The sequence below is a fragment of the Heyndrickxia acidicola genome (assembly GCF_001636425.1).
GTDB classification, from domain to species: domain Bacteria; phylum Bacillota; class Bacilli; order Bacillales; family Bacillaceae_C; genus Bacillus_AE; species Bacillus_AE acidicola.
Genome location: NZ_KV440953.1, coordinates 2,433,376 through 2,452,025 on the forward strand (window position 1 = coordinate 2,433,376; position 18,650 = coordinate 2,452,025).

Here is an 18,650-nt window from a genome sequence, read left to right on the forward strand (position 1 = left end):
TTGCATAAACTATTTTGGCTATCTAAATCCTTGTAGAATGTTGATTACTCTATCCTATGCAACAAGAGAAATATATTTACAAAAAATTGCGACTTTAGTAAAAAGGCCCAGAGGAAATAGGACAAGCAATTAGTGTCAACATCCTGGTACAAGCATCTCAAATGGGTGACGGCAGCTTCCTGGTGGATTTTCATGCGCAGGTCTTGTCAATGGGTATAAGAGGGCAATATTTGCAGGTAAACGAACGATACATTTTATTAAGGATCTTTCCATTACCTTTGTTGCTATTTGATTTGATAAAAACAACAGGTTCAGAATTAAACCTGTAATTAACCTGCTAAAAAGGCGTATGAAACAGCCGTTTCACACGAATGAGCTAAAAAACAACAGATTCCTCTACCAAAGCCTACTAAAAAATATTACATTCTTATGATGAAACAAAGGTAGGATCAGGATCCTACCCTCTTCAATCTATTTATCGGTTTAGCAGGCTGCCGACATATCGCAGCAGCTCATTGGCAGATGTGGAATTGTATCCATACTCGTCTATCAAACGTACCACGACTTCATTAATTTTCTTCAATTGCTGTTCATCTGGCGTTTTTGTCGATGTAGTGATTTTTACGACATCTTTTAAATCGGCAAACAGCTTCTTCTGGATTGCTTCACGCAAGCGGTCATGGGAATTATAATCAAATCGTTTTCCTTTACGTGCATAAGCGGAAATTCTTATTAAAATTTCTTCTCGGAATGCTTTTTTAGCATTTTCCGAAATCCCAATCTGTTCTTCAATCGAACGCATCAGCTTTTCATCTGGATTTATTTCTTCTCCTGTCAGAGGATCACGCAGCTTTGCTTTATTGCAATAAGCTTCTACATTGTCCAAGTAGTTATCCATAAGCGTTTTAGCAGACTCTTCATAAGAATAAACAAAAGCCTTCTGCACTTCACTTTTTGCAATGTCATCGTACTCTTTTCTTGCCAGGGAGATAAAATTCAAATACTTTTCCTTTAATTCAGCGGTAATCGATGCATGCTGATCGAGTCCTTCCTTTAATGATCTGAGGACATCCAGAGCATTGATGGACTGTACTTCCTTCCGGATGATTGTGGACGAAATCCGGTTAATGACATATCGGGGATCGATGCCGCTCATCCCTTCCTCCTGATACTCTTTTCTCAATTCATCTATATCAGCTGAATTGAATCCTTCAAGGCTTTCTCCATCATACAGCCTCATTTTCTTCAGCAGATCAATATCCCCGCGTTTGGGCTCTTTCAATCTTGTTAGGATGGTAAACATCGCAGCTACTTTCAGTGTATGCGGCGCAATATGCACATCCGCCACATCACTCTCATTAATCATTTTTTCATAAATTTTTTCTTCCTGTGATACCTTTAAATTATAAGGTACAGGCATGACAATGATACGGGAATGAAGCGCCTCATTTTTCTTATTTGAGATAAAAGAACGGTACTCCGTTTCATTTGTATGTGCCACAATCAGCTCATCGGCAGAAATTAATGCAAATCGCCCTGCTTTAAAGTTTCCTTCCTGTGTCAAAGACAGGAGATTCCACAAGAATTTTTCATCACATTTCAGCATTTCCTGGAATTCCATTAATCCACGGTTGGCTTTATTTAATTCACCATCAAAGCGGTAAGCTCGCGGATCTGATTCAGACCCATATTCAGCAATCGTAGAAAAGTCAATGCTCCCTGTCAGGTCTGCAATATCCTGTGATTTAGGATCCGACGGGCTAAATGTACCAATCCCAACCCGCTTGTCTTCAGAAAACAGAACCCGCTGAACCATAACATCTTCCACTCTGCCACCGTATTCCTGTTCCAGTCTCATTAAGTTGAGCGGCGACAGATTGCCTTCAATCCGAATGCCGTATTCCTTATAAAAATCGTCCCTGAGATAATGAGGAATCAAGTGAAGAGGATCTTCATGCATTGGGCAGCCTTTAATAGCATAGACAGCTCCACGGTCCGTACGGGCATATGCTTCAAGGCCTCTTTTCAGCATTGTAACAAGGGTGGATTTACCGCCGCTTACCGGCCCCATTAAGAGCAAGACCCTTTTACGTACATCCAAACGTTTGGCTGCGGGGTGAAAATACTCCTCAACCAGTTTCTCAAGTGCTTCTTCCAGCCCAAATAACTGATTGTTAAAGAAGCTGTAGGACTTTCTTCCATTCACTTCTTCTACTCCGGCATCGTTAATCATATTGTAAACTCTTGAATGAGCCGATTGTGCTACCCATGGTCTTTCCTTAATTAATTCCAAATACTCCTCAAATGTCCCTTCCCACTTCAGCTTCTCTTCTTGTTCACGATAGGTATCGAGTCTTTTTAAAATATCCATATTTTCCTCCCCTTATCACTTGTTGAGAGACGAGATTAATATACTCTATGCTTCCAAGCAAACGAACATGAATGTTTTAGTAAGACAGCTGAAATTTGAATATGTTCGGCCATTATAAAAAAGATGATCAGCGCTTGAAAAAAGGGCTCGCTGCACTTTTTATTCTTTTGATGGCTTTTTTAATTTTTTGGCAACTGCTTGTTTTTTAGCTTATCAGGTGAAACGGCGGCTTCAAACAAATGAGTCTAACAAATCTATACCGATAACAATAAATTCAATTGAACAATAATTAATTTTCAGAAAAAACTTACTATTACCATACACACCGGATGGAAAAAGGTGCTATAATTTATTTTAGTACGTCTACATTTTAAAAGGAGGCTTATTTCATAAATGAACACATTTATTATCATTCTGGTAACGATAACATTTTTATCTTCTATTTTTACTGCTGGATATGAAGATAAGCCAGGCGTGAATAAGCAATAATCCTTTTCCAGCCATATAAAAAAATCTTCCACTTGGGAAGATTTTTTTATTGAGTGAGTTTCGATTTATCCAAGCTCTGGATACCCCTGCTGCCGCAGCGCTTCATAAATTAAAATGGCGGCAGTATTCGATAGATTTAATGAGCGGATATTGGTATTCATTGGAATTCTTAAGCAGTAATCCTTATTCTGTTCTATGAGCTCCTGAGGCAGTCCAGTTGTTTCACGGCCAAACATAAAGTAATAATCGGCCTGAACATTTGAAAAGTCGAAATCAGAGTGGGCCTTTTCGCCAAAGGTTTCAATATAATAAAACTTTCCGCCTTCATTCTTTATAAAGAATTCTTCCAATGAATCATAATACGTTATATCCACAAATCTCCAATAATCCAGACCTGCCCGTTTCAGCATCTTGTCATCCGTTGAAAAGCCCAAGGGGCGAATTAAATGAAGCTTTGTTCCTGTTCCTGCACAGGTTCTTGCAATATTACCAGTATTAGCTGGGATTTCCGGTTGATATAAAACTACATGATTTGCCACAAATGTCACCTCAAACATTTACTCTGCATTTCTTAAAAAGTCTTCTGAATCAGTAGCAGCACTAAAAAATTTGCTGTCTATTTATAAATTTTATTCACTTATAATAGAAAAAAACTTGTATTTTATATTGGGGGTATAGGCAGTTGAATCTTCATAAGCCCAATATCTCGCCCGGCTATTATACGTGTGCGCGTTCACCAGCGGCATTCCGTTTGCATCCTTACCCGTTACCACCGTGTTATGATCAAAGCGGCCATCTCCCTGAAAATCATAACAGATAACATCTCCTAATAACAGCTCCTCAGGGGATTGAACCTGCCTGGCATGCAGGCCTTTACGGGAGCTGGCAAGATATAATCTCAAAGAATTGGCAACGGCCCAGCTAAAGCTCCACTGACTATTTTGAAGCCACCAGCCGTGACCTTTGTTTGGATATCCTCTCATGGGCGATCCGCCGGCATGCAGGCATTGTGAAATGAAATTTGTACAGTCCACCTCAAAGGTTTTATATGCTGGATTATAGCTGTTCCACCACTTTTCTGCATACTGGACTGCTTTTCGGCGGTCATAATAGAAGCCCCTCATTTCACCTGCCATTTCCTCATGGCTATCATTCAAAGACTCTTCTATTGATGGCGCAGGCACAGAGAAATCAACTGTTTTTTCATTATCATTATACAGTCGATCCTGATAAAATGAGGCCTCCCGGTGTTCAATAGCCTCTTCAATATACAGCTTATTTTTCTGTTTAATTAGAAAACGCATGTGCACGTCATAATCAATAAGGGAATGTCCCTCCTCTTTATGCACTCGCTTAATTTTTGCATTTGCATCGACTTTTACTAATTCGGCATTTCGTTTAGATAGCGAGTCAATCTTCTTTTCCACATCTGAGTATGTAATATCTCTGCAGGAACCAACAAATTGATCCAGCCTTCTTGCCAAATGGATTCTCAGTTGTTCTTTCATGCTGTCCCCCTCCTTTTTCTAGAGGCTTTGTTAAAGGATTCTGCTGTTTTTCCGGTCATTTGTGTGATACGTACGTTTCTCACAAATGAGCGAAAAAAACAAGCTTTATCAACATAGAAATTTAACAGTGCCTTTCTATAAATATGTGAAAAAAGGAAGGAGCAACACAAAAAATTGTGAAAAGACTACTCTAGTTGGCCATTGCTTTCTGAATTTCCTCTAATACTTCTTCGTCTCTTTCAGATTGTTTCGCAGCTTCCAAGGCAGCAATTACCTCTTCTCCGCCAATTCTTCCAAGGGTCCATGCCGCCGTTCCGCGCAAGACGGGACGCGGATCCTTTAATAATACTTCGATTAAATCAGGAACCGCACTTTCTTCTTTAAAATGCCCCAATGCAATGACGGCATTTCTCTGGATAGGCTTTTTACCTCTCCATGAACCTGACACATGGCCAAAGGTTTCTTTAAATTCACGGTTTCCCATGCTCAGAAAAGGGGTTAAGAGAGGTTTCGCCAATTCAGGCTCCGGTTCCATCTCCTCGTGCAGGTGAAAATCCATCCCCTTATTCTTAGGACACACCGTTTGGCACGTATCACAGCCATATAAACGATTTCCCAATTTGACACGATATTGCTCTTCGAGAAATCCTTTGGTTTGAGTTAAAAATGCGATGCACTTTTGGGAATCCAGCTGACCCGCCTGCACCAAAGCACCTGTCGGACAAGCATCCAGGCATTTCGTGCATGTTCCGCATTGATCCTCCATTGGCTGATCGGGATCAAAAGGAATATTTGTAATGGTTTCTCCCAGATACACATAAGAACCAAATTCAGGTGTAATAATGGAACAGTTTTTTCCGCTCCAGCCGATTCCTGCACGCTCAGCTACTGCTCGGTCCACCAGTTCCCCGGTATCCACCATTGATTTAAATCGGGCATTCGGTACTTTAGAGAGGATAAATGTTTCTAATTTTTTCAGTTTTTCCTTTAAAATGGTGTGGTAGTCAACACCCCAGGAGGCCTTGCAAAAAACTCCCCTGCGCTCTCCTTTTTTTCCTTTTGGGGGATCCGGCAATTTGGAAGGATACGCCAATGCAATCGCAATAATCGAACGCGGCTCTTCCAGAATCAAAGAGGGTGTCACCCTTTTCTCCAGGTCCTTCTCTTCAAAACCAGACTGGTAATTCAGCTCCTGCTGGCGGATCAGCCGATTTTTCATCTCAGTAAAGGGGTCCGCTGTGGTAAAACCAATTTTATCTATGCCGATCGATTTACTATATTCAATAACTTCTTTCTGCAGCATGGTAATATTCATAGCACTCATTCACCTCGTTTCGCTATTATTTTATCTATGGTGTTATTTAATATTAATAATGATTAAAACTCCAGGTTAAGCAATAAAATTTGTGAACAGCTTACGATAAGATTCCCCGAAGACAGGCAATATACAGAATAATCTTTTGTACGTAAAGCAGCAATCTATAAGAAAACAGCCATTTCTTAAGACCATTTTAGAACGGTTCAATTGAAATCAGGTCGTTATCTATAATAAACTATTTTAAAAAGAATTTGGAGGTGGAAAGCTTGGAAATACATATAGAAGATCCATTATGCCGTATCATCCCTAAATTTAAGGCTGGGATTATTGAGTATAAAGATATTGTTGTGGGGGAATCTCCTCAAATGCTTAGGGGGCGGCTCCAATATTTTCAGGAATCCCTTTTCCTGGACCTGGACAGCCAGGCAGTTACAGAGCTTGAAGGAATTATGGAATGGAGAAGCCTATTTAAAGCTACAGGGAAAGATCCTAACCGTTACCGGCATTCTGCTGAAGCTTTATATCGGAGAATTAAGAAACAAAGCTATTTGCCTACAGTCAACACGGCGATTGACATTAACAATCTGTATTCCCTCCAATGCCAAATTCCTATTGGGATTTATGATGCAGACAAGCTTAGCGGCAATATTTCCATCCGTGTGGGGACATCCGGAGACTCCTATGATGGGTTAAACGGGAGATCCAATTCATTAGAGAATATAATTATTTCCTCAGATGATAATGGCGCATTTGGAAGCCCTTTTGTGGACTCTGCCCGAACAGCCGTTACTTCTTCAACCCAAAATGCTTTACAGATAGTGTATTTGCGGCCATCAATGGATATGGAAGAAGCCCTTAAGCTATTAAATGGGATGAGCAAGCTCTTTTTCCAGTTCCATGGGGGAGAAAGCAAAATATCGATTTCAGGATGCTAGAATTTGAGGCATCCTTTTCTCTATTTAGAAAGACGAGTGATTTAAAAGCAGGCAAAAATTAAATCATTTTACATGTGCTGATACCTTCACTCTATACAATGCTGTTTTTGCATAGATTGTTTCTTTACGTACAAAGGATTATTCCGTATGTTGTCTGTCTTCGCGGCATCTTTTCGTAAACTATTCACAAGTTTTAATACAATCATTTCTTTTGCATCATATAGCAACAAAGTTTACTTAAAGAGCCTTATACAAAAAAGAAAACAAATTAAAAAACGCAATACCTCGTTCTGCTTTGGAAACGAGATACTGCGTTATGCTCAAGTATGTATGGAGCGGGTGATGGGAATCGAACCCACGACAACAGCTTGGAAGGCTGTAGTTTTACCACTAAACTACACCCGCATATTTAATTTTTTACAAGTCTTTGTTTCAACTATTTTAATTTACAACAAATTTCGTCATATTTCAAGTTTTTTTTCAAAAACGGTTTAACCTTTAATATATTACTTGGATTTCTCTAGCAAAGGATTTATATACATTCACTGGTTAATTTAAGTATTCCCAAAAGATAGAGCTTCAAATAGGGGGTTTTAGCAATTCTTTATGATGAGTCTATGATAATAATAGAAGCTTTAGAAGCAATTCATCAAAAAATGTTTCAACAATAGCGTTATCATGGTAACTAGGCAGATTCCTGCTTGCATCCAAAAAACAATACACCCTTTTTTCGTAATGGCAAAAAACGATTATTGTAAATTTGATGCCCTGGTGAAGAGTGCGAAAGGATCATGCTTACAGAGACTATAAAAAACGAGGCTGTCCCAAAAGGTGCAATATCAAGATTGGGATTGTACATAGATATAGGCAGCGTTCCGTTCATCCTGCTGGGTTGATTTCCGCTGCAGGCACTCGCTTGCCGCGGGGCGGTTGGAGAGCCTCCTCGTCGCAAGCTCCGAGGCCACTGAAAAAGTCCAAGAATTTTTCACAAAGGTATTTTCCTGAAAAATACAGCCCTACTTTGGTTTATGAAATGCATTGTAAACATTATGTTATCCCCCACTTCTCAAGTGAAAAACACTTGTTTTTTGGGTTTTGGTTTTTCGAAAATTGTAGTTTTTTATTAAAAAGAACTTTTTCAGTGGCCTCGCAAGCTCCTGCGGGGTCTCTCCAAACATGCTGATCCCGCAGGAGTCTCGTGCCTTCCTCTCCAATCAACTTTGAAATAAATCTTAATTGGGATTGTACATAGATACAGTCAACGCTCTGATCTTCCTGGAGGTTGATTTTCACTCGTGTTGCCTGTTCGTTTCTGTCAAATTAATTTTTAATAGAGACACCATGTATCATTCGCACCCATTGTTCTTCTCCCTTTTTCCTTTTTCTGTTCCAAAATAAAAAAGAGGTGACTCTATCGTATTTTGAGTCACCCTCATTTTTTTCCAATGCATATTTATCTCCAAAAGCTTGCATCCTTTAATTTTTTGGATAAGCAGTCAGGCACAAATCTTCGCCGTATTGTTCTATCTTCTCAATTCGAAGATCTACGGCTTCCCCCATTCTTTCTGGATCACTTCCAGCAAAAGGAGTAAGAGAGTGAAGTCCTCCCAATATTTTAGGTGCAATGTACACAATGAATTTATCGATCAGCCCTTCTCTTAAAAAAGCACTGTTCACCCGGCTTCCGCCTTCCACAATGATATCCGTAATGCCCTTTTGATAAATCTCGGCCAGTAGCTCCTTTAGGTCGAGGCCATGTTCATTTCTGGAAAGGAGAAGGATTTCAACACCTTTTTCCTCCAATGCCTTTGCCTTGACAGGGTCTGCATCACTTGCGGCTGCGATCCACGTACTGGCTTCAGAGCAATCTGTTAACAAGGCATCTAGAGGAGTTCTTAGTTCTGAATCCAAAATCACTCTTACGGGATTTTTTCCTGCACCCGTTTCCAATCTGGTTGTTAACCTTGGATTATCGGCAAGCACTGTGTTAATCCCGACAAGAATGGCATCTGTTTGATGACGAAGCTCATGAACATTTTTTCTCGCTTCCTCACCAGTTACCCACTTCGAGTGCCCATTGTATGCAGCTATTTTCCCATCCAGCGTCATGGCTGCTTTGGAAATCACAAAAGGCCTTCCGGTGAGCATATTATGAACAAAACGCTCATTAAGCCTTTTAGATTCCTCCTCTAATACCCCTACTTCCACTTCAATGCCTGCTTCGCGAAGGAGGCGAATCCCCCTTCCTGCTACCTGTGGATTCGGATCTTCCATCGCAATTACTACTCTTTTCACACCGGAATCCTTAACAAGAATGGCACAAGGCGGGGTTTTCCCATAATGCGAGCAGGGTTCGAGTGTCACATAAAGGGTGGCACCCTTTGCATGTTCTCCCGCCATACGAAAAGCATGAACCTCTGCATGAGGCTCCCCGGCCTTGCGGTGAATCCCTGTTCCGACAATTTGTCCATCCTTGACGACTACAGCGCCCACCATAGGATTAGGATTAGTTTTGCCCTTTGCTGTTCCTGCCATATCCAGTGCGAGCCTCATAAAATCGTGATCTGTTTTCATCCAATAAAGCTCCCCGCTGTTTTTTCAGGTATATGCCCTGCTTTTTCAATTTTTGTTTTCAGGTAATGCTGATTGAATTCCGAGATATCCCCCCATAATGAAAGGTGATCCTCTGCTGATAATCCTCTAGCTACGAGTGCAGCGAGCTTTTTTGGATTATTGGTAATTAAGGTAACGGGTTTATTTCGAAGGTAATTTAATACACTTAGGGCATCATCATAGCTACGGATGTCGTCATCAAAGCCCAGGGCATGGTTTGCTTCAACTGTATCATATCCCTCCTGCTGCAGAAGGTAGGCAAAGGTTTTGGAAACCAGCCCAATTCCTCTTCCTTCATGATCCGCAAGATAAAACAGAGCCCCGCATCCATTTTCTGCAATCATTCTCATAGACTGCCGCAGCTGATATCCACAGTCACATCGTTTGCTGCCAAATATATCTCCCGTATGGCAAATGCTATGCATCCTCACAAGAGCTTTATCAGCATTTTCAAGGTCACCATACACCAAAACCGAAGACTGCTGCAAAGCGGCAAGATTTTTCTCAGACAAGGACTCAAGAACTGTTTCTTTGTCCATTTTTTTATCATCAAGAGGGAGCCAGGTATACCAGTTAAAATGGATAACTTCATCATCGAGCTGAACGGGGAGTTTTACTGGACCTACCAAGCATAAGCTTTTTTCCTCTCCCCTTGAAATGATGGTCATTTTATTTGTAAGAAGGTCTTTAACTTCCTTTGCTATCATTTCTATCCCCTCTTTTACTTTTCTTTTCTTTTCATGTGTTGTGTTTGCTGACTTACTTTATGTAACTAAGCGTACAATGGTACTGACGAAAGAGTCAAGTTATCCATATATATGTACACTAAAAGTGGCTGACAGCTTAATAGAATGAAAACGTGCATAAAAAGAGGTTGGCCCAAATGATGCAAATGATATCAAGGGACCCTGGCTACAGCAACTTTTTTGTTTGTTGGTTTCCACTGCAAACATTTCTTTTTGCTTCAATCAACCATTAAGTTAAATCAAAATTAGGATTGTACATAGATATAGGCTGCGCTCTGATTTTCCTGCAGGTTGATTTCCGCTGCAGGCGCTCGCTTTCCGCGGGCGGCCGGGAGCCTTCTCGTCGCAAGCTCCTGCGGGGTCTCCCTTTGGCCAGCTTTTCCCGCAGGAGTCTCGCACCTTCCTCTCCAATCAACTTTTGAATTAAATCAAAATTAGGATTGTACATAGATAAGGCTGCGTTCTGATTTTCCTGCAGGTTGATTTTCACAACGAATACTCGCTTTTCGTTGGCGGTAATGGAACTACATCGTTGCATGCTTATGGGAAATCTCCTAAACTTGCTTAACCTGCAGATGTCTTTTGCCTTCTACTCTAATCAACGTTGAATCCATACGATCTTCTGGTATTACTCGATATGCTCAGCGATGTTCGTCCTGCTTGTTCTTTTATGCTCATAAAAATTTTCTACATACGGACCCATGGTATTATTCGAATTAATTGTTCTTCTCCCCTTTTTCTGTCCAAAAGTACAAAAGAGGTGACTCAAAAGGCCGCTATAAACACCTTATGATCACCCCATTCAGATTCACTATTGCGCGTTAAACCATGAAAGAGGTCTGACCCTTTTATCACTTAAACGCACTAAAGTCATTCCTCTTTTGCTCGCTAGTGGTGTTATTTGACAATCCGAATGGTGAAGAAATCCCTAATGAGCCAAGGCCCTTGAGGAAATCCAAGACTGATTTGCCAAGCACCCAATCCCCATAGTTTGTAATCACGCACAAGCTTGAATTTTCTCCTTATACTTCGTGTATCTTCAAACCAAACAACATGCCGCAAGCCCTGATCATCCGTATAGTGGAAGTATGGAGACTGGTATTCTTCTGAATACTGAATAGGTGACCCTGTTTTCATAGCCAGTTCCACAGCCTGCTGATTGGAAACCGTTTTGGCTGAGGTCTCCGGACTATATGGAATAACCCAATCATATCCATAGAGAGGAACCCCCATAAGAATCTTATTTCTCGGCACTCTTTCAAGAGCAAATTCAAGGGTTCTGATAACCTGGTCTATTGGTGCAACAGGACCTGGTTCACTCCCTAAATAATGCCAGTCATACGCCATGATAAACATGAAATCGACAGCTGAGCCAATGGCGCCATAATCGAATCCTTTAAGCCAGGGAATATCCTCACTTGTTTTTGCAGGAACCGCAATGGAAAGTCGCAAGCCTTTTGTATGCAAACGCTCTTTTAAATCATGCAAAAAACCAGAAAAACGATCACGGTCCTCAGCCCTGACACCTTCTATATCAATATTCACTCCACCGTAGCCTTTTTCCGACACAAGAGCGAAAATATTTTCAATCAGCCTATTTCTCGCTTTCGGATTTCTCAGTACCTGACTGGCTAGCTGCGGACTAAAACCAGCTTGGGTAAGATTTGTTATGGTCGCAAGCGGAATGGTTCTGCTTCTCCATGCTGCTTCAATGGCCCGCAGATCATTTAACTCGCTTAGTGATCCCTCACTTGTAAAATGATATTCAAAAAATGGATAATAAGTTAAGTATGGAGCAAAATCCCGAATCAATTCCTGGTCATGTGGTGTGCCGGTAATATATATATACCCAAGTGTTGAAATTTTGGTTTGAGGTATTTGGGGCAGTTTCACCTTCATACCTGGCTGCAGCATAGCAGGGCTTATGCCAGAGTTTGCCTTTTTGATCTCTTCAAGTGAAACAGAGGCTGCAAGCGCAATCGAAAACAAGGTGTCTCCCGGCTGCACGATATAGATTTTCGAATTCATTAGTAAAGCTTGACCAGGGACGATATTGAACTCTGCCAATCCATTGACAAGCCGAATGTTTTCAGTGGGAATATCAAATTTTTTGCTTATAGAAAAAAGCGTATCTCCTGTTTTTACAGTATAGACAAACATAACGATCCCCCCTTTGTTATATTAGTCTATTTCCGTCTTTTGTCCTCTGTGCCATGAATTCTTCTCCTAAACAATTAACATGGCCCTCACCGAATCCATGCTTCATGGATTCTGCTGGCAAAATGGCCATTACTGTAGCTTTTCCATTTCCGCTCATTTCTGAAAAAACTTTTATTTTAGGTTTTGGCCATTCCTTTACTATAATGAAGCAAATAGGGAAAAGTTTTTCGGAAACAGGGGGAAAATATGTATAAGATTCTTGTCATCATTGCTGGGTCTATTATTGTAGGATTTGCGTATAATTTTTTTCTCATACCTCACCATATACTAAGCAGCGGAATAAGCGGAATCGCCATTATGCTTGGTTTAATTACTCCCATTAATACAGGTATATTAAACCTGCTGCTGAATCTCCCACTCTTAATACTCGGATTATTAAAGTTGGGCAAAAGATTCATTCTTTACACAATATTGTCTGTTATTACCTTGTCTGTGAGTCTCTATGTCATTCCCGTAAAAGAAATATCTACAGAGCCGATTCTTTCCTCGTTATTCGGAGGAGTATTGACCGGTATCGGAATAGGCTTAATTTTCAGGGTTTCCGGCTCATCCGGGGGCTTTGACATAATCGCAATGCTATTGGCTAAGAAAAAAGATTTCCCTCTCGGAACCATAATATCGGCCATGAATGGGATTGTCATTCTTGCAGCAGGCTTTGTATTCACATGGGATGCTGCCTTAAACACAATCATAGCCATATATGCGACTGGCAAAGTGATTGATGCCATCCATACAAAACACATCAAGCTGACATTAATGATCATTACAAAAAAAGGGGAAGAAATGAAGAAACAGCTTCTTTCCAATCTTTATAGAGGGGTTACCATCCTGGACAGCGAAGGCGCTTATTCAGGGGAAAACCGCAAAATCTTAATTACCGTGATTACACGTTATCAATTAACCGACGTAAAATCTATTATTAATCAAATCGACTCAAGTGCATTTGTAAACATAACGGAAACAACCGAAGTAATAGGGTCGTTCCATCGAACCTGAGAAATGAAGAAAAGGACAAAGACTGTGCTTAATCTAAAGCGCAGCCTTTGTCCTTTTTATATGGCTCTGTGAAATTTCTATGTTGATAACAGCTCATTTTCTTTTATCCAAGGCTGTTTTCGCATAGATTGTTGTTGTTTTACGTACAAAGAATGATTCCTTGAGTTGTCTGTCTTCGTGGCATCTTTTCGTAAGATCTTCACAAATTTTAATAATGAATATATGTTTAAAATGATATTTTTGTGTCCAATAGCAACAAAGTTTACGAAAAGAGCCTTTACCAATTAGATGCTAATACATATCCCTTTTTGTAAAAACAGTAAAAGAAACGATTAGTGATGCAGCCATCCATATAAAAAGAACAGCCATTGAAAAGCCAAGTGTCATTCCTTCAATAGGAGGCTTGGTTCCGCTTACGTAGTCGGTAAGCTCCAGATTCACCATAAATAAGTACTTCGCACTCTCCCAGGAAGACACCATATTGGTAAGGATGGCACCTGCAATGAGAGCAGCAAGCATCGTACCCATTACAGCTGCAGTGCTCTTGATTAAAACCGAAAGCATAAACGTTAAACTGCCTACTACTACACACACAAACCACACCAGCCCAAATTCCATCAGAATGTATACCCATTGAGGGATGAGATGGACGTGGTTTGTCAGTAAATCCTCTCCCTTTGTAGTAAATCCCGTCAGCATCGGCATGTTCCATCCTCCATAGCCAAAGACAATCCCGGATATAACATAAGAAAGTATAGCTACACACAGCACAATGAGTGAAACAGACAGCAGCAAGGCAATGTATTTACTTAATAAAATTTTCCACCTTTTGACCGGCCTTGTTAAAAGGAGCTTCATGGTTCCTCCACTCGCTTCAGATGACACTATATCAGCAGCCACCACCATCACAAGCAGCGGCAGCAATAAGTCGATTGAATTTTCAGCGAATACTCTCATGAACGTGGGAGCTCCCGGGGCGCTCGGATTAATATTGTGATCAAGATAATACTGATCCTGGCTCAGTTCAATCTTCAAAAATTGCGCCCAATCAGACTGCAAGGTGCTCGAGCTGAGCCTATTTTGAATGTCTACAATGTCCTGTTGAAGATGGACCCTCCAATCCTTTGTACCAAGCTTCTCCATTGCAGATTTATTCTGTTTATACTGTGCATATGTAAAAAGAGGAACAAGAATAGCGACAATTAAAATAATAACAAACAAACGTTTCTTCCGAAAAATTTTCAACTGCTCATTATAAATGAGATTCATCATGGCTGCCGCCTCCTGTCAATTCAAGGAATAGGTCTTCAAGAGCTGGCAGCTTTGCAGACATTTCTTTTACTTGCACCCCGGCATCTACAAGCTTTTTATTCCACTCCGCTACTTCCTCCTCGTTGTATAGTGTAATGAGGGATCCATCTGCATCAAGCTTCACCTCTGTTTCCTCTTCCAGAAGAGCTTTTGCCAATTCAAGGGGCTCTACCCTCCAAATGACTTTCTCCTGCTCATCAAGAAGTGCCTCCACTGTGTCTGTTCTAATAATTTCTCCATCTAGTATAATGGCGACTCGATCACATAAAAGCTGAACCTCACTGAGCAAATGAGAAGAAACAAGTACACTTAACTTTTCTTTTTTCGCCAAGTACCGAATAAACTCCCTCATTTCCCGTATACCGGCAGGATCCAATCCATTGGTAGGCTCGTCCAATATTAATAGATGAGGTTCCCCAAGCAATGCCTGTGCAATCCCTAAACGCTGCCGCATGCCTAAAGAATACGTACTGACCCTGTCATGGATGCGTTTTTCCAATCCAACCAGCTTAGCCACCTCCATCAGCCTATGTTTCGGAATTGAAGGATCCATCCTTGCAAAGTACTCGAGATTTTCCCAGCCGGAAAGATAGGGATAAAGTTCAGGATTTTCTACAATGCAGCCCAGTTTTTTCATTGCCTCTGTAAAATTTGTCTGAACATTTTTTCCGGATATAAAAATTGAACCTTCTGTCGGCTTAATAAGCCCTACCAGCATTCGAATGGTAGTCGTTTTACCTGCACCATTCGGGCCTAAAAACCCAAATACCTCACCGGGAAAAAGCCTGAAGGAAATCCCCTTAATAATTTCTCTTTTCCCAATTGTTTTCTTTAAATTGTTGACTTCCAATGCTGGGATGCTGCTCATTTGTTTCCCTCCTGGCTAAAGGTAATCAGCGATGCTACTCTTTCCCCTATCAATTTATAGCCTGCTGTATTGGGGTGGAATTTGTCATTAAAGAGATAGTCGTTTACATGGAGTTCAAACAAATCAAATGTCGGTACATAAACGATCTCCTTATAGTTAGCTGCTTCATTTGCAGAGTCTGTATTCCACTGCCGTACGATGGAAGAAGTCAATTTCGACTGTTGCAGATCATTGAACGGATTGTAAAGCCCTATGTGGAAGACGGTCGCCTGCTTATTAATTGAACGTATTTCGGAATAAATACTGTTCAAATTGACCAAGTATGATTTTTCAATCTTTTTCATATAAGACGTGTCTAAATGCGTCAGAGCATTTCCTCCCTGAAAAAGATCGTTTCCCCCAATGGTGAAAAGGACAATATCCGCCCCTTTTACTTCTCTTTGTATTTGCGGCTGTTTTAATTGTGCGAGCAAATTAGCAGTCGTTGCACCTTTTACAGCTACATTCGTTAAAAGGATGGGCTTCTTGGTTTTCGTTTTTAAATCATTGATCATATAGCCGATGTAGCCTTTTCCTTCAGGATCACCCGTTCCTCTGGTCAATGAATCTCCAAGTGCTACAATATGAATCTGTTTACTTTGACTGCTGCTTTTACTTTCAGGCATCTTCAAAGGCTTTACCGGTGCATTCGCTGCTCCTGCACTAACAAGCTGGTCCTTCATTACCCAGCCAAGACCGAAAAGGAAAACAACTGTTGAACATAGTGAAATAAATATAATGGTAGTAATCAGACGTTTCTTCATCCTGCATCCCCTTCGTTCAATAATCTTTCCATATTGCGCTAAACTCTTATTGCAAGACTCCGCAGGAAATCAACAGACAAATTTAACAGTGCCTTCCCTTTAAAAGGGACTGTCAGAATCTTAATATTGTTCCACCATATCTATCCATTTTACAGTAGTTTTCAGAGAAATTAAAAAAATAGACTCTTTTATGTTGCGTGTCCCATGGTTGCGAATCAGTCAAACTTAACAAATGCGCTTTCGTAAAAATGTTTCTTTACGTACAAAAGATAATTCCATATGCTGTATGTTTTCGCGGCATCTTTCGTAAGCTATTCACACGTTTTAATACTTTTAATTGTGTTAAATAGCTATAAGGTTTACGAAAAGAGCATTAACAAAAAGTAAAATCGCTTTAAGGATTCCCATTCTTTTCTTTTTTATTCTCTTCCAAATAATCTTCCATTAATTCTAAAAACGTTTTTAACGCTTTGGTTTGAAATGGTGAGTTGGTCAAAATTGAAAAATGGCGTTTAAACGGAAGGCCCCTTACCGGAAGCATGCTGATATAACCATTCTTCATCTCTTTTTGAATGGTCCAGCTTGATAATAAAGAAATGCCAAGACCCGCTTCAACTGATTCCTTTATCAACTGTGTGCTTCCGAATTCCATAACCTGTTCCGGTTCTATTCCATATTGATAAAATAGGTTTTCCGCGGCCTCCCGTGTACCTGACCCTTTCTCCCTCAGTATCCAGGTTTCCCCTTTTACTTCGTGTATATCAATTTCACTTTTTTCAGACAAAGGATGCCCTGGAGGTGCAACTAATACCATTGAGTCCTCTGCAATCTTCCTTGTGTCTACACGGCTATGCTTAAATTGTCCTTCAATAATGCCTATATCCAACTGATGATTCTCTACCAGCTCTGCTATTTCCGATGTATTGTGGATAGTGATAGCAGGCTGAATTAGGGGATATTGTTTTTTTAGCCTGGCAATGATGTGTGGAAGTATATATTCTCCAAAAGTATAGCTTGATCCGATTGCCAATGGGCCCTTTGCCTTCATTGTTAAATCATCAATTAATCCCTGCATTTTCGTGTGAAGTCCAAGAATTTCCTTTGCATGGTGGTACACAATTTCTCCCGCTTTGTTTAAACGGACATATTTATTAGACCTTTCTAACAGCCGAGTCCCCATTGTTTGCTCCAGTGTACGTATGTATTGGCTGACTGCAGGCTGGGTCATATGAAGCTCTTCTGCAGCCCGTGAGAAATTCTGCTTCTCTGCAACCGTCACAAACACATAAAGATGCTGATCCATTTTTTATCCCCCTTCAATTATAACTATTTACTTATTATCCATATTATAATAAATTATTTCCCTTATTTAATGGGTCGATTTAAAATTGTAGACAGCAAATACATTGGGGGAAAAAACATGGAGAAATTTCAAGAACATCACAGCTCGAAGGAAAAGCCTTCGAATTCAACTTCCAGAATACGATGGATTGCCGGTGTTGCCTTTACATTTTTAATCGCTCTAGTGAGCTTTATGCTGGCAGAGATTCCGGTTCTTCAGCATATCGGCCCTCTTGCCTGTGCTATTTTCATTGCCATTATGTATAGACAGTTGTTTGGTTATCCGGAAGCTATACGCCAGGGAATTCAATTTTCTGCTAAGAGGCTTCTGCGGCTTGCTATTATCCTATTTGGCTTAAAATTAAATATTAATCTGATCATCCATCAAGGAATGGGCATCCTTCTGCGTGACGCCTGTGTCATTGCTTTTGCTATAGCCGCTACCGTTCTGGCAGGCAAATTGCTAAAAGCAGAAGCTTCACTTACACTATTGCTGGGAGTCGGAACAGGTATATGCGGAGCAGCTGCCATTGCTGCAGTATCGCCTATTCTAAAAGCAAAAGAGGAAGATACTGCAATGAGTGTAGGGATTATAGCATTAATTGGCACTATATTTTCTATTGTTTACACTTTCATTCGCCCTATTCTTTCCATATCCGCTCTTCATTATGGAATTTGGAGCGGAATCAGTCTGCATGAGATTGCCCAGGTGGCCCTTGCAGGTGCACCTGCAGGTCCCAATGCCTTAGCTGTCGCCTTAATGGCAAAGCTAGGGCGTGTTCTTCTTCTGATTCCTGTGTGTTTTATTTTCATGTTTTGGATAAAACGGAAAAATGCGGACTCAGAAAGTAAAGCAAGAATTGAATTCCCATGGTTTTTAGTTGGATTCATTGCTATGAGCTTGTTTGGGAGTTATGTTCTTGGAAAAACAGTTCATGTACCCAATACTGTTCTTGTTTTTCTGTCAAATGCTACGACATTTATTTTGACTTCTGCTATGGTAGGCCTTGGTTTAAATGTAAGCCTTAATGATTTGCGGACACGAGCCCTTCGTCCACTTGCTGCCATGACGATAACGTCCATTTTGCTATCGATCCTTACTTTCTTTATTGCTTAATAAGATGTTTTAGC

General features: G+C 40.5%; 16 protein-coding genes and 1 tRNA gene. 3 read left to right on the plus strand and 14 right to left on the minus strand.

Going from position 1 to position 18,650, the window contains the following annotated elements; translation table 11 throughout:
* Positions 1-475: 475 nt before the first annotated feature.
* The 4 genes from A5N88_RS11395 to queG form a co-directional block, all read right to left on the minus strand.
* Complete coding sequence (locus tag A5N88_RS11395; RefSeq protein WP_066266040.1) at positions 476-2,371, minus strand: PrkA family serine protein kinase; 1,896 nt, start codon at positions 2,369-2,371, stop codon at positions 476-478.
* A gap of 554 nt (positions 2,372-2,925) precedes the next feature.
* The gene (gene trmL, locus A5N88_RS11400; protein ID WP_157090659.1) at positions 2,926-3,399 is read right to left on the minus strand and encodes a tRNA (uridine(34)/cytosine(34)/5-carboxymethylaminomethyluridine(34)-2'-O)-methyltransferase TrmL; all 474 of its coding nucleotides are present in this window, start codon (positions 3,397-3,399) and stop codon (positions 2,926-2,928) included.
* A gap of 90 nt (positions 3,400-3,489) precedes the next feature.
* Positions 3,490-4,368: an amidase domain-containing protein gene (locus A5N88_RS11405; RefSeq protein WP_066266044.1), complete on the minus strand. Its 879-nt coding sequence runs from the start codon at positions 4,366-4,368 to the stop codon at positions 3,490-3,492.
* Between the two features lie 190 nt (positions 4,369-4,558).
* Positions 4,559-5,683, minus strand: a complete 1,125-nt coding sequence (queG, locus tag A5N88_RS11410) for a tRNA epoxyqueuosine(34) reductase QueG (protein WP_066266046.1) — start codon at positions 5,681-5,683, stop codon at positions 4,559-4,561.
* Positions 5,684-5,952: 269 nt separating this feature from the next.
* Between queG and A5N88_RS11415 the strand changes: the two genes are divergently transcribed.
* A complete protein-coding gene (locus tag A5N88_RS11415; protein ID WP_066266049.1) occupies positions 5,953-6,621 on the plus strand; it encodes a B3/B4 domain-containing protein in 669 nt (222 codons plus the stop codon).
* Positions 6,622-6,952: 331 nt separating this feature from the next.
* On the opposite strand, the gene A5N88_RS11420 is transcribed toward A5N88_RS11415, so the two are convergent.
* The 6 genes from A5N88_RS11420 to A5N88_RS11445 form a co-directional block, all read right to left on the minus strand.
* Positions 6,953-7,026: transfer RNA gene (locus A5N88_RS11420), tRNA-Gly, on the minus strand.
* A 434-nt stretch (positions 7,027-7,460) separates the two neighbouring features.
* Positions 7,461-7,610 carry a hypothetical protein gene (locus A5N88_RS24895; RefSeq protein ID WP_157090660.1) on the minus strand — a complete coding sequence of 50 codons (150 nt, stop codon included), beginning with the start codon at positions 7,608-7,610 and terminating at the stop codon, positions 7,461-7,463.
* 487 nt (positions 7,611-8,097) lie between these two features.
* Positions 8,098-9,195, minus strand: a complete 1,098-nt coding sequence (gene ribD, locus A5N88_RS11430) for a bifunctional diaminohydroxyphosphoribosylaminopyrimidine deaminase/5-amino-6-(5-phosphoribosylamino)uracil reductase RibD (protein ID WP_066266054.1) — start codon at positions 9,193-9,195, stop codon at positions 8,098-8,100.
* The gene (locus tag A5N88_RS11435; protein WP_066266060.1) at positions 9,192-9,941 is read right to left on the minus strand and encodes a GTP cyclohydrolase II; all 750 of its coding nucleotides are present in this window, start codon (positions 9,939-9,941) and stop codon (positions 9,192-9,194) included. The genes ribD and A5N88_RS11435 overlap by 4 nt, the downstream gene beginning before the upstream one ends.
* Positions 9,942-10,209: 268 nt before the next feature.
* Positions 10,210-10,518 (minus strand): hypothetical protein, encoded by a 309-nt coding sequence (locus A5N88_RS11440; RefSeq protein ID WP_066266063.1) that lies wholly within the window; start codon positions 10,516-10,518, stop codon positions 10,210-10,212.
* A 359-nt stretch (positions 10,519-10,877) separates the two neighbouring features.
* Positions 10,878-12,140, minus strand: coding sequence for a glycoside hydrolase family 18 protein (locus tag A5N88_RS11445; RefSeq protein WP_066266065.1), 1,263 nt, complete (start codon positions 12,138-12,140; stop codon positions 10,878-10,880).
* A 246-nt stretch (positions 12,141-12,386) separates the two neighbouring features.
* Between A5N88_RS11445 and A5N88_RS11450 the strand changes: the two genes are divergently transcribed.
* Positions 12,387-13,196 carry a YitT family protein gene (locus A5N88_RS11450; RefSeq protein WP_066266067.1) on the plus strand — a complete coding sequence of 270 codons (810 nt, stop codon included), beginning with the start codon at positions 12,387-12,389 and terminating at the stop codon, positions 13,194-13,196.
* Between the two features lie 291 nt (positions 13,197-13,487).
* Here the strand turns inward: A5N88_RS11450 and A5N88_RS11455 are convergent, their stop codons facing one another.
* The 4 genes from A5N88_RS11455 to A5N88_RS11470 form a co-directional block, all read right to left on the minus strand.
* The gene (locus A5N88_RS11455; RefSeq protein ID WP_066266069.1) at positions 13,488-14,468 is read right to left on the minus strand and encodes an ABC transporter permease; all 981 of its coding nucleotides are present in this window, start codon (positions 14,466-14,468) and stop codon (positions 13,488-13,490) included.
* Positions 14,449-15,375, minus strand: a complete 927-nt coding sequence (locus A5N88_RS11460; protein WP_066266071.1) for an ABC transporter ATP-binding protein — start codon at positions 15,373-15,375, stop codon at positions 14,449-14,451. Before A5N88_RS11460 ends, A5N88_RS11455 begins: the two co-directional genes overlap by 20 nt.
* The gene (locus A5N88_RS11465; RefSeq protein WP_066266073.1) at positions 15,372-16,178 is read right to left on the minus strand and encodes an SGNH/GDSL hydrolase family protein; all 807 of its coding nucleotides are present in this window, start codon (positions 16,176-16,178) and stop codon (positions 15,372-15,374) included. Before A5N88_RS11465 ends, A5N88_RS11460 begins: the two co-directional genes overlap by 4 nt.
* Positions 16,179-16,572: 394 nt before the next feature.
* Positions 16,573-17,481 carry a LysR family transcriptional regulator gene (locus tag A5N88_RS11470; RefSeq protein WP_066266075.1) on the minus strand — a complete coding sequence of 303 codons (909 nt, stop codon included), beginning with the start codon at positions 17,479-17,481 and terminating at the stop codon, positions 16,573-16,575.
* 117 nt (positions 17,482-17,598) lie between these two features.
* Between A5N88_RS11470 and A5N88_RS11475 the strand changes: the two genes are divergently transcribed.
* Entirely contained in the window at positions 17,599-18,636 is a 1,038-nt protein-coding gene (locus A5N88_RS11475; protein WP_066266076.1) for a YeiH family protein, read from the plus strand.
* The last annotated feature ends 14 nt before the right edge of the window (positions 18,637-18,650 follow it).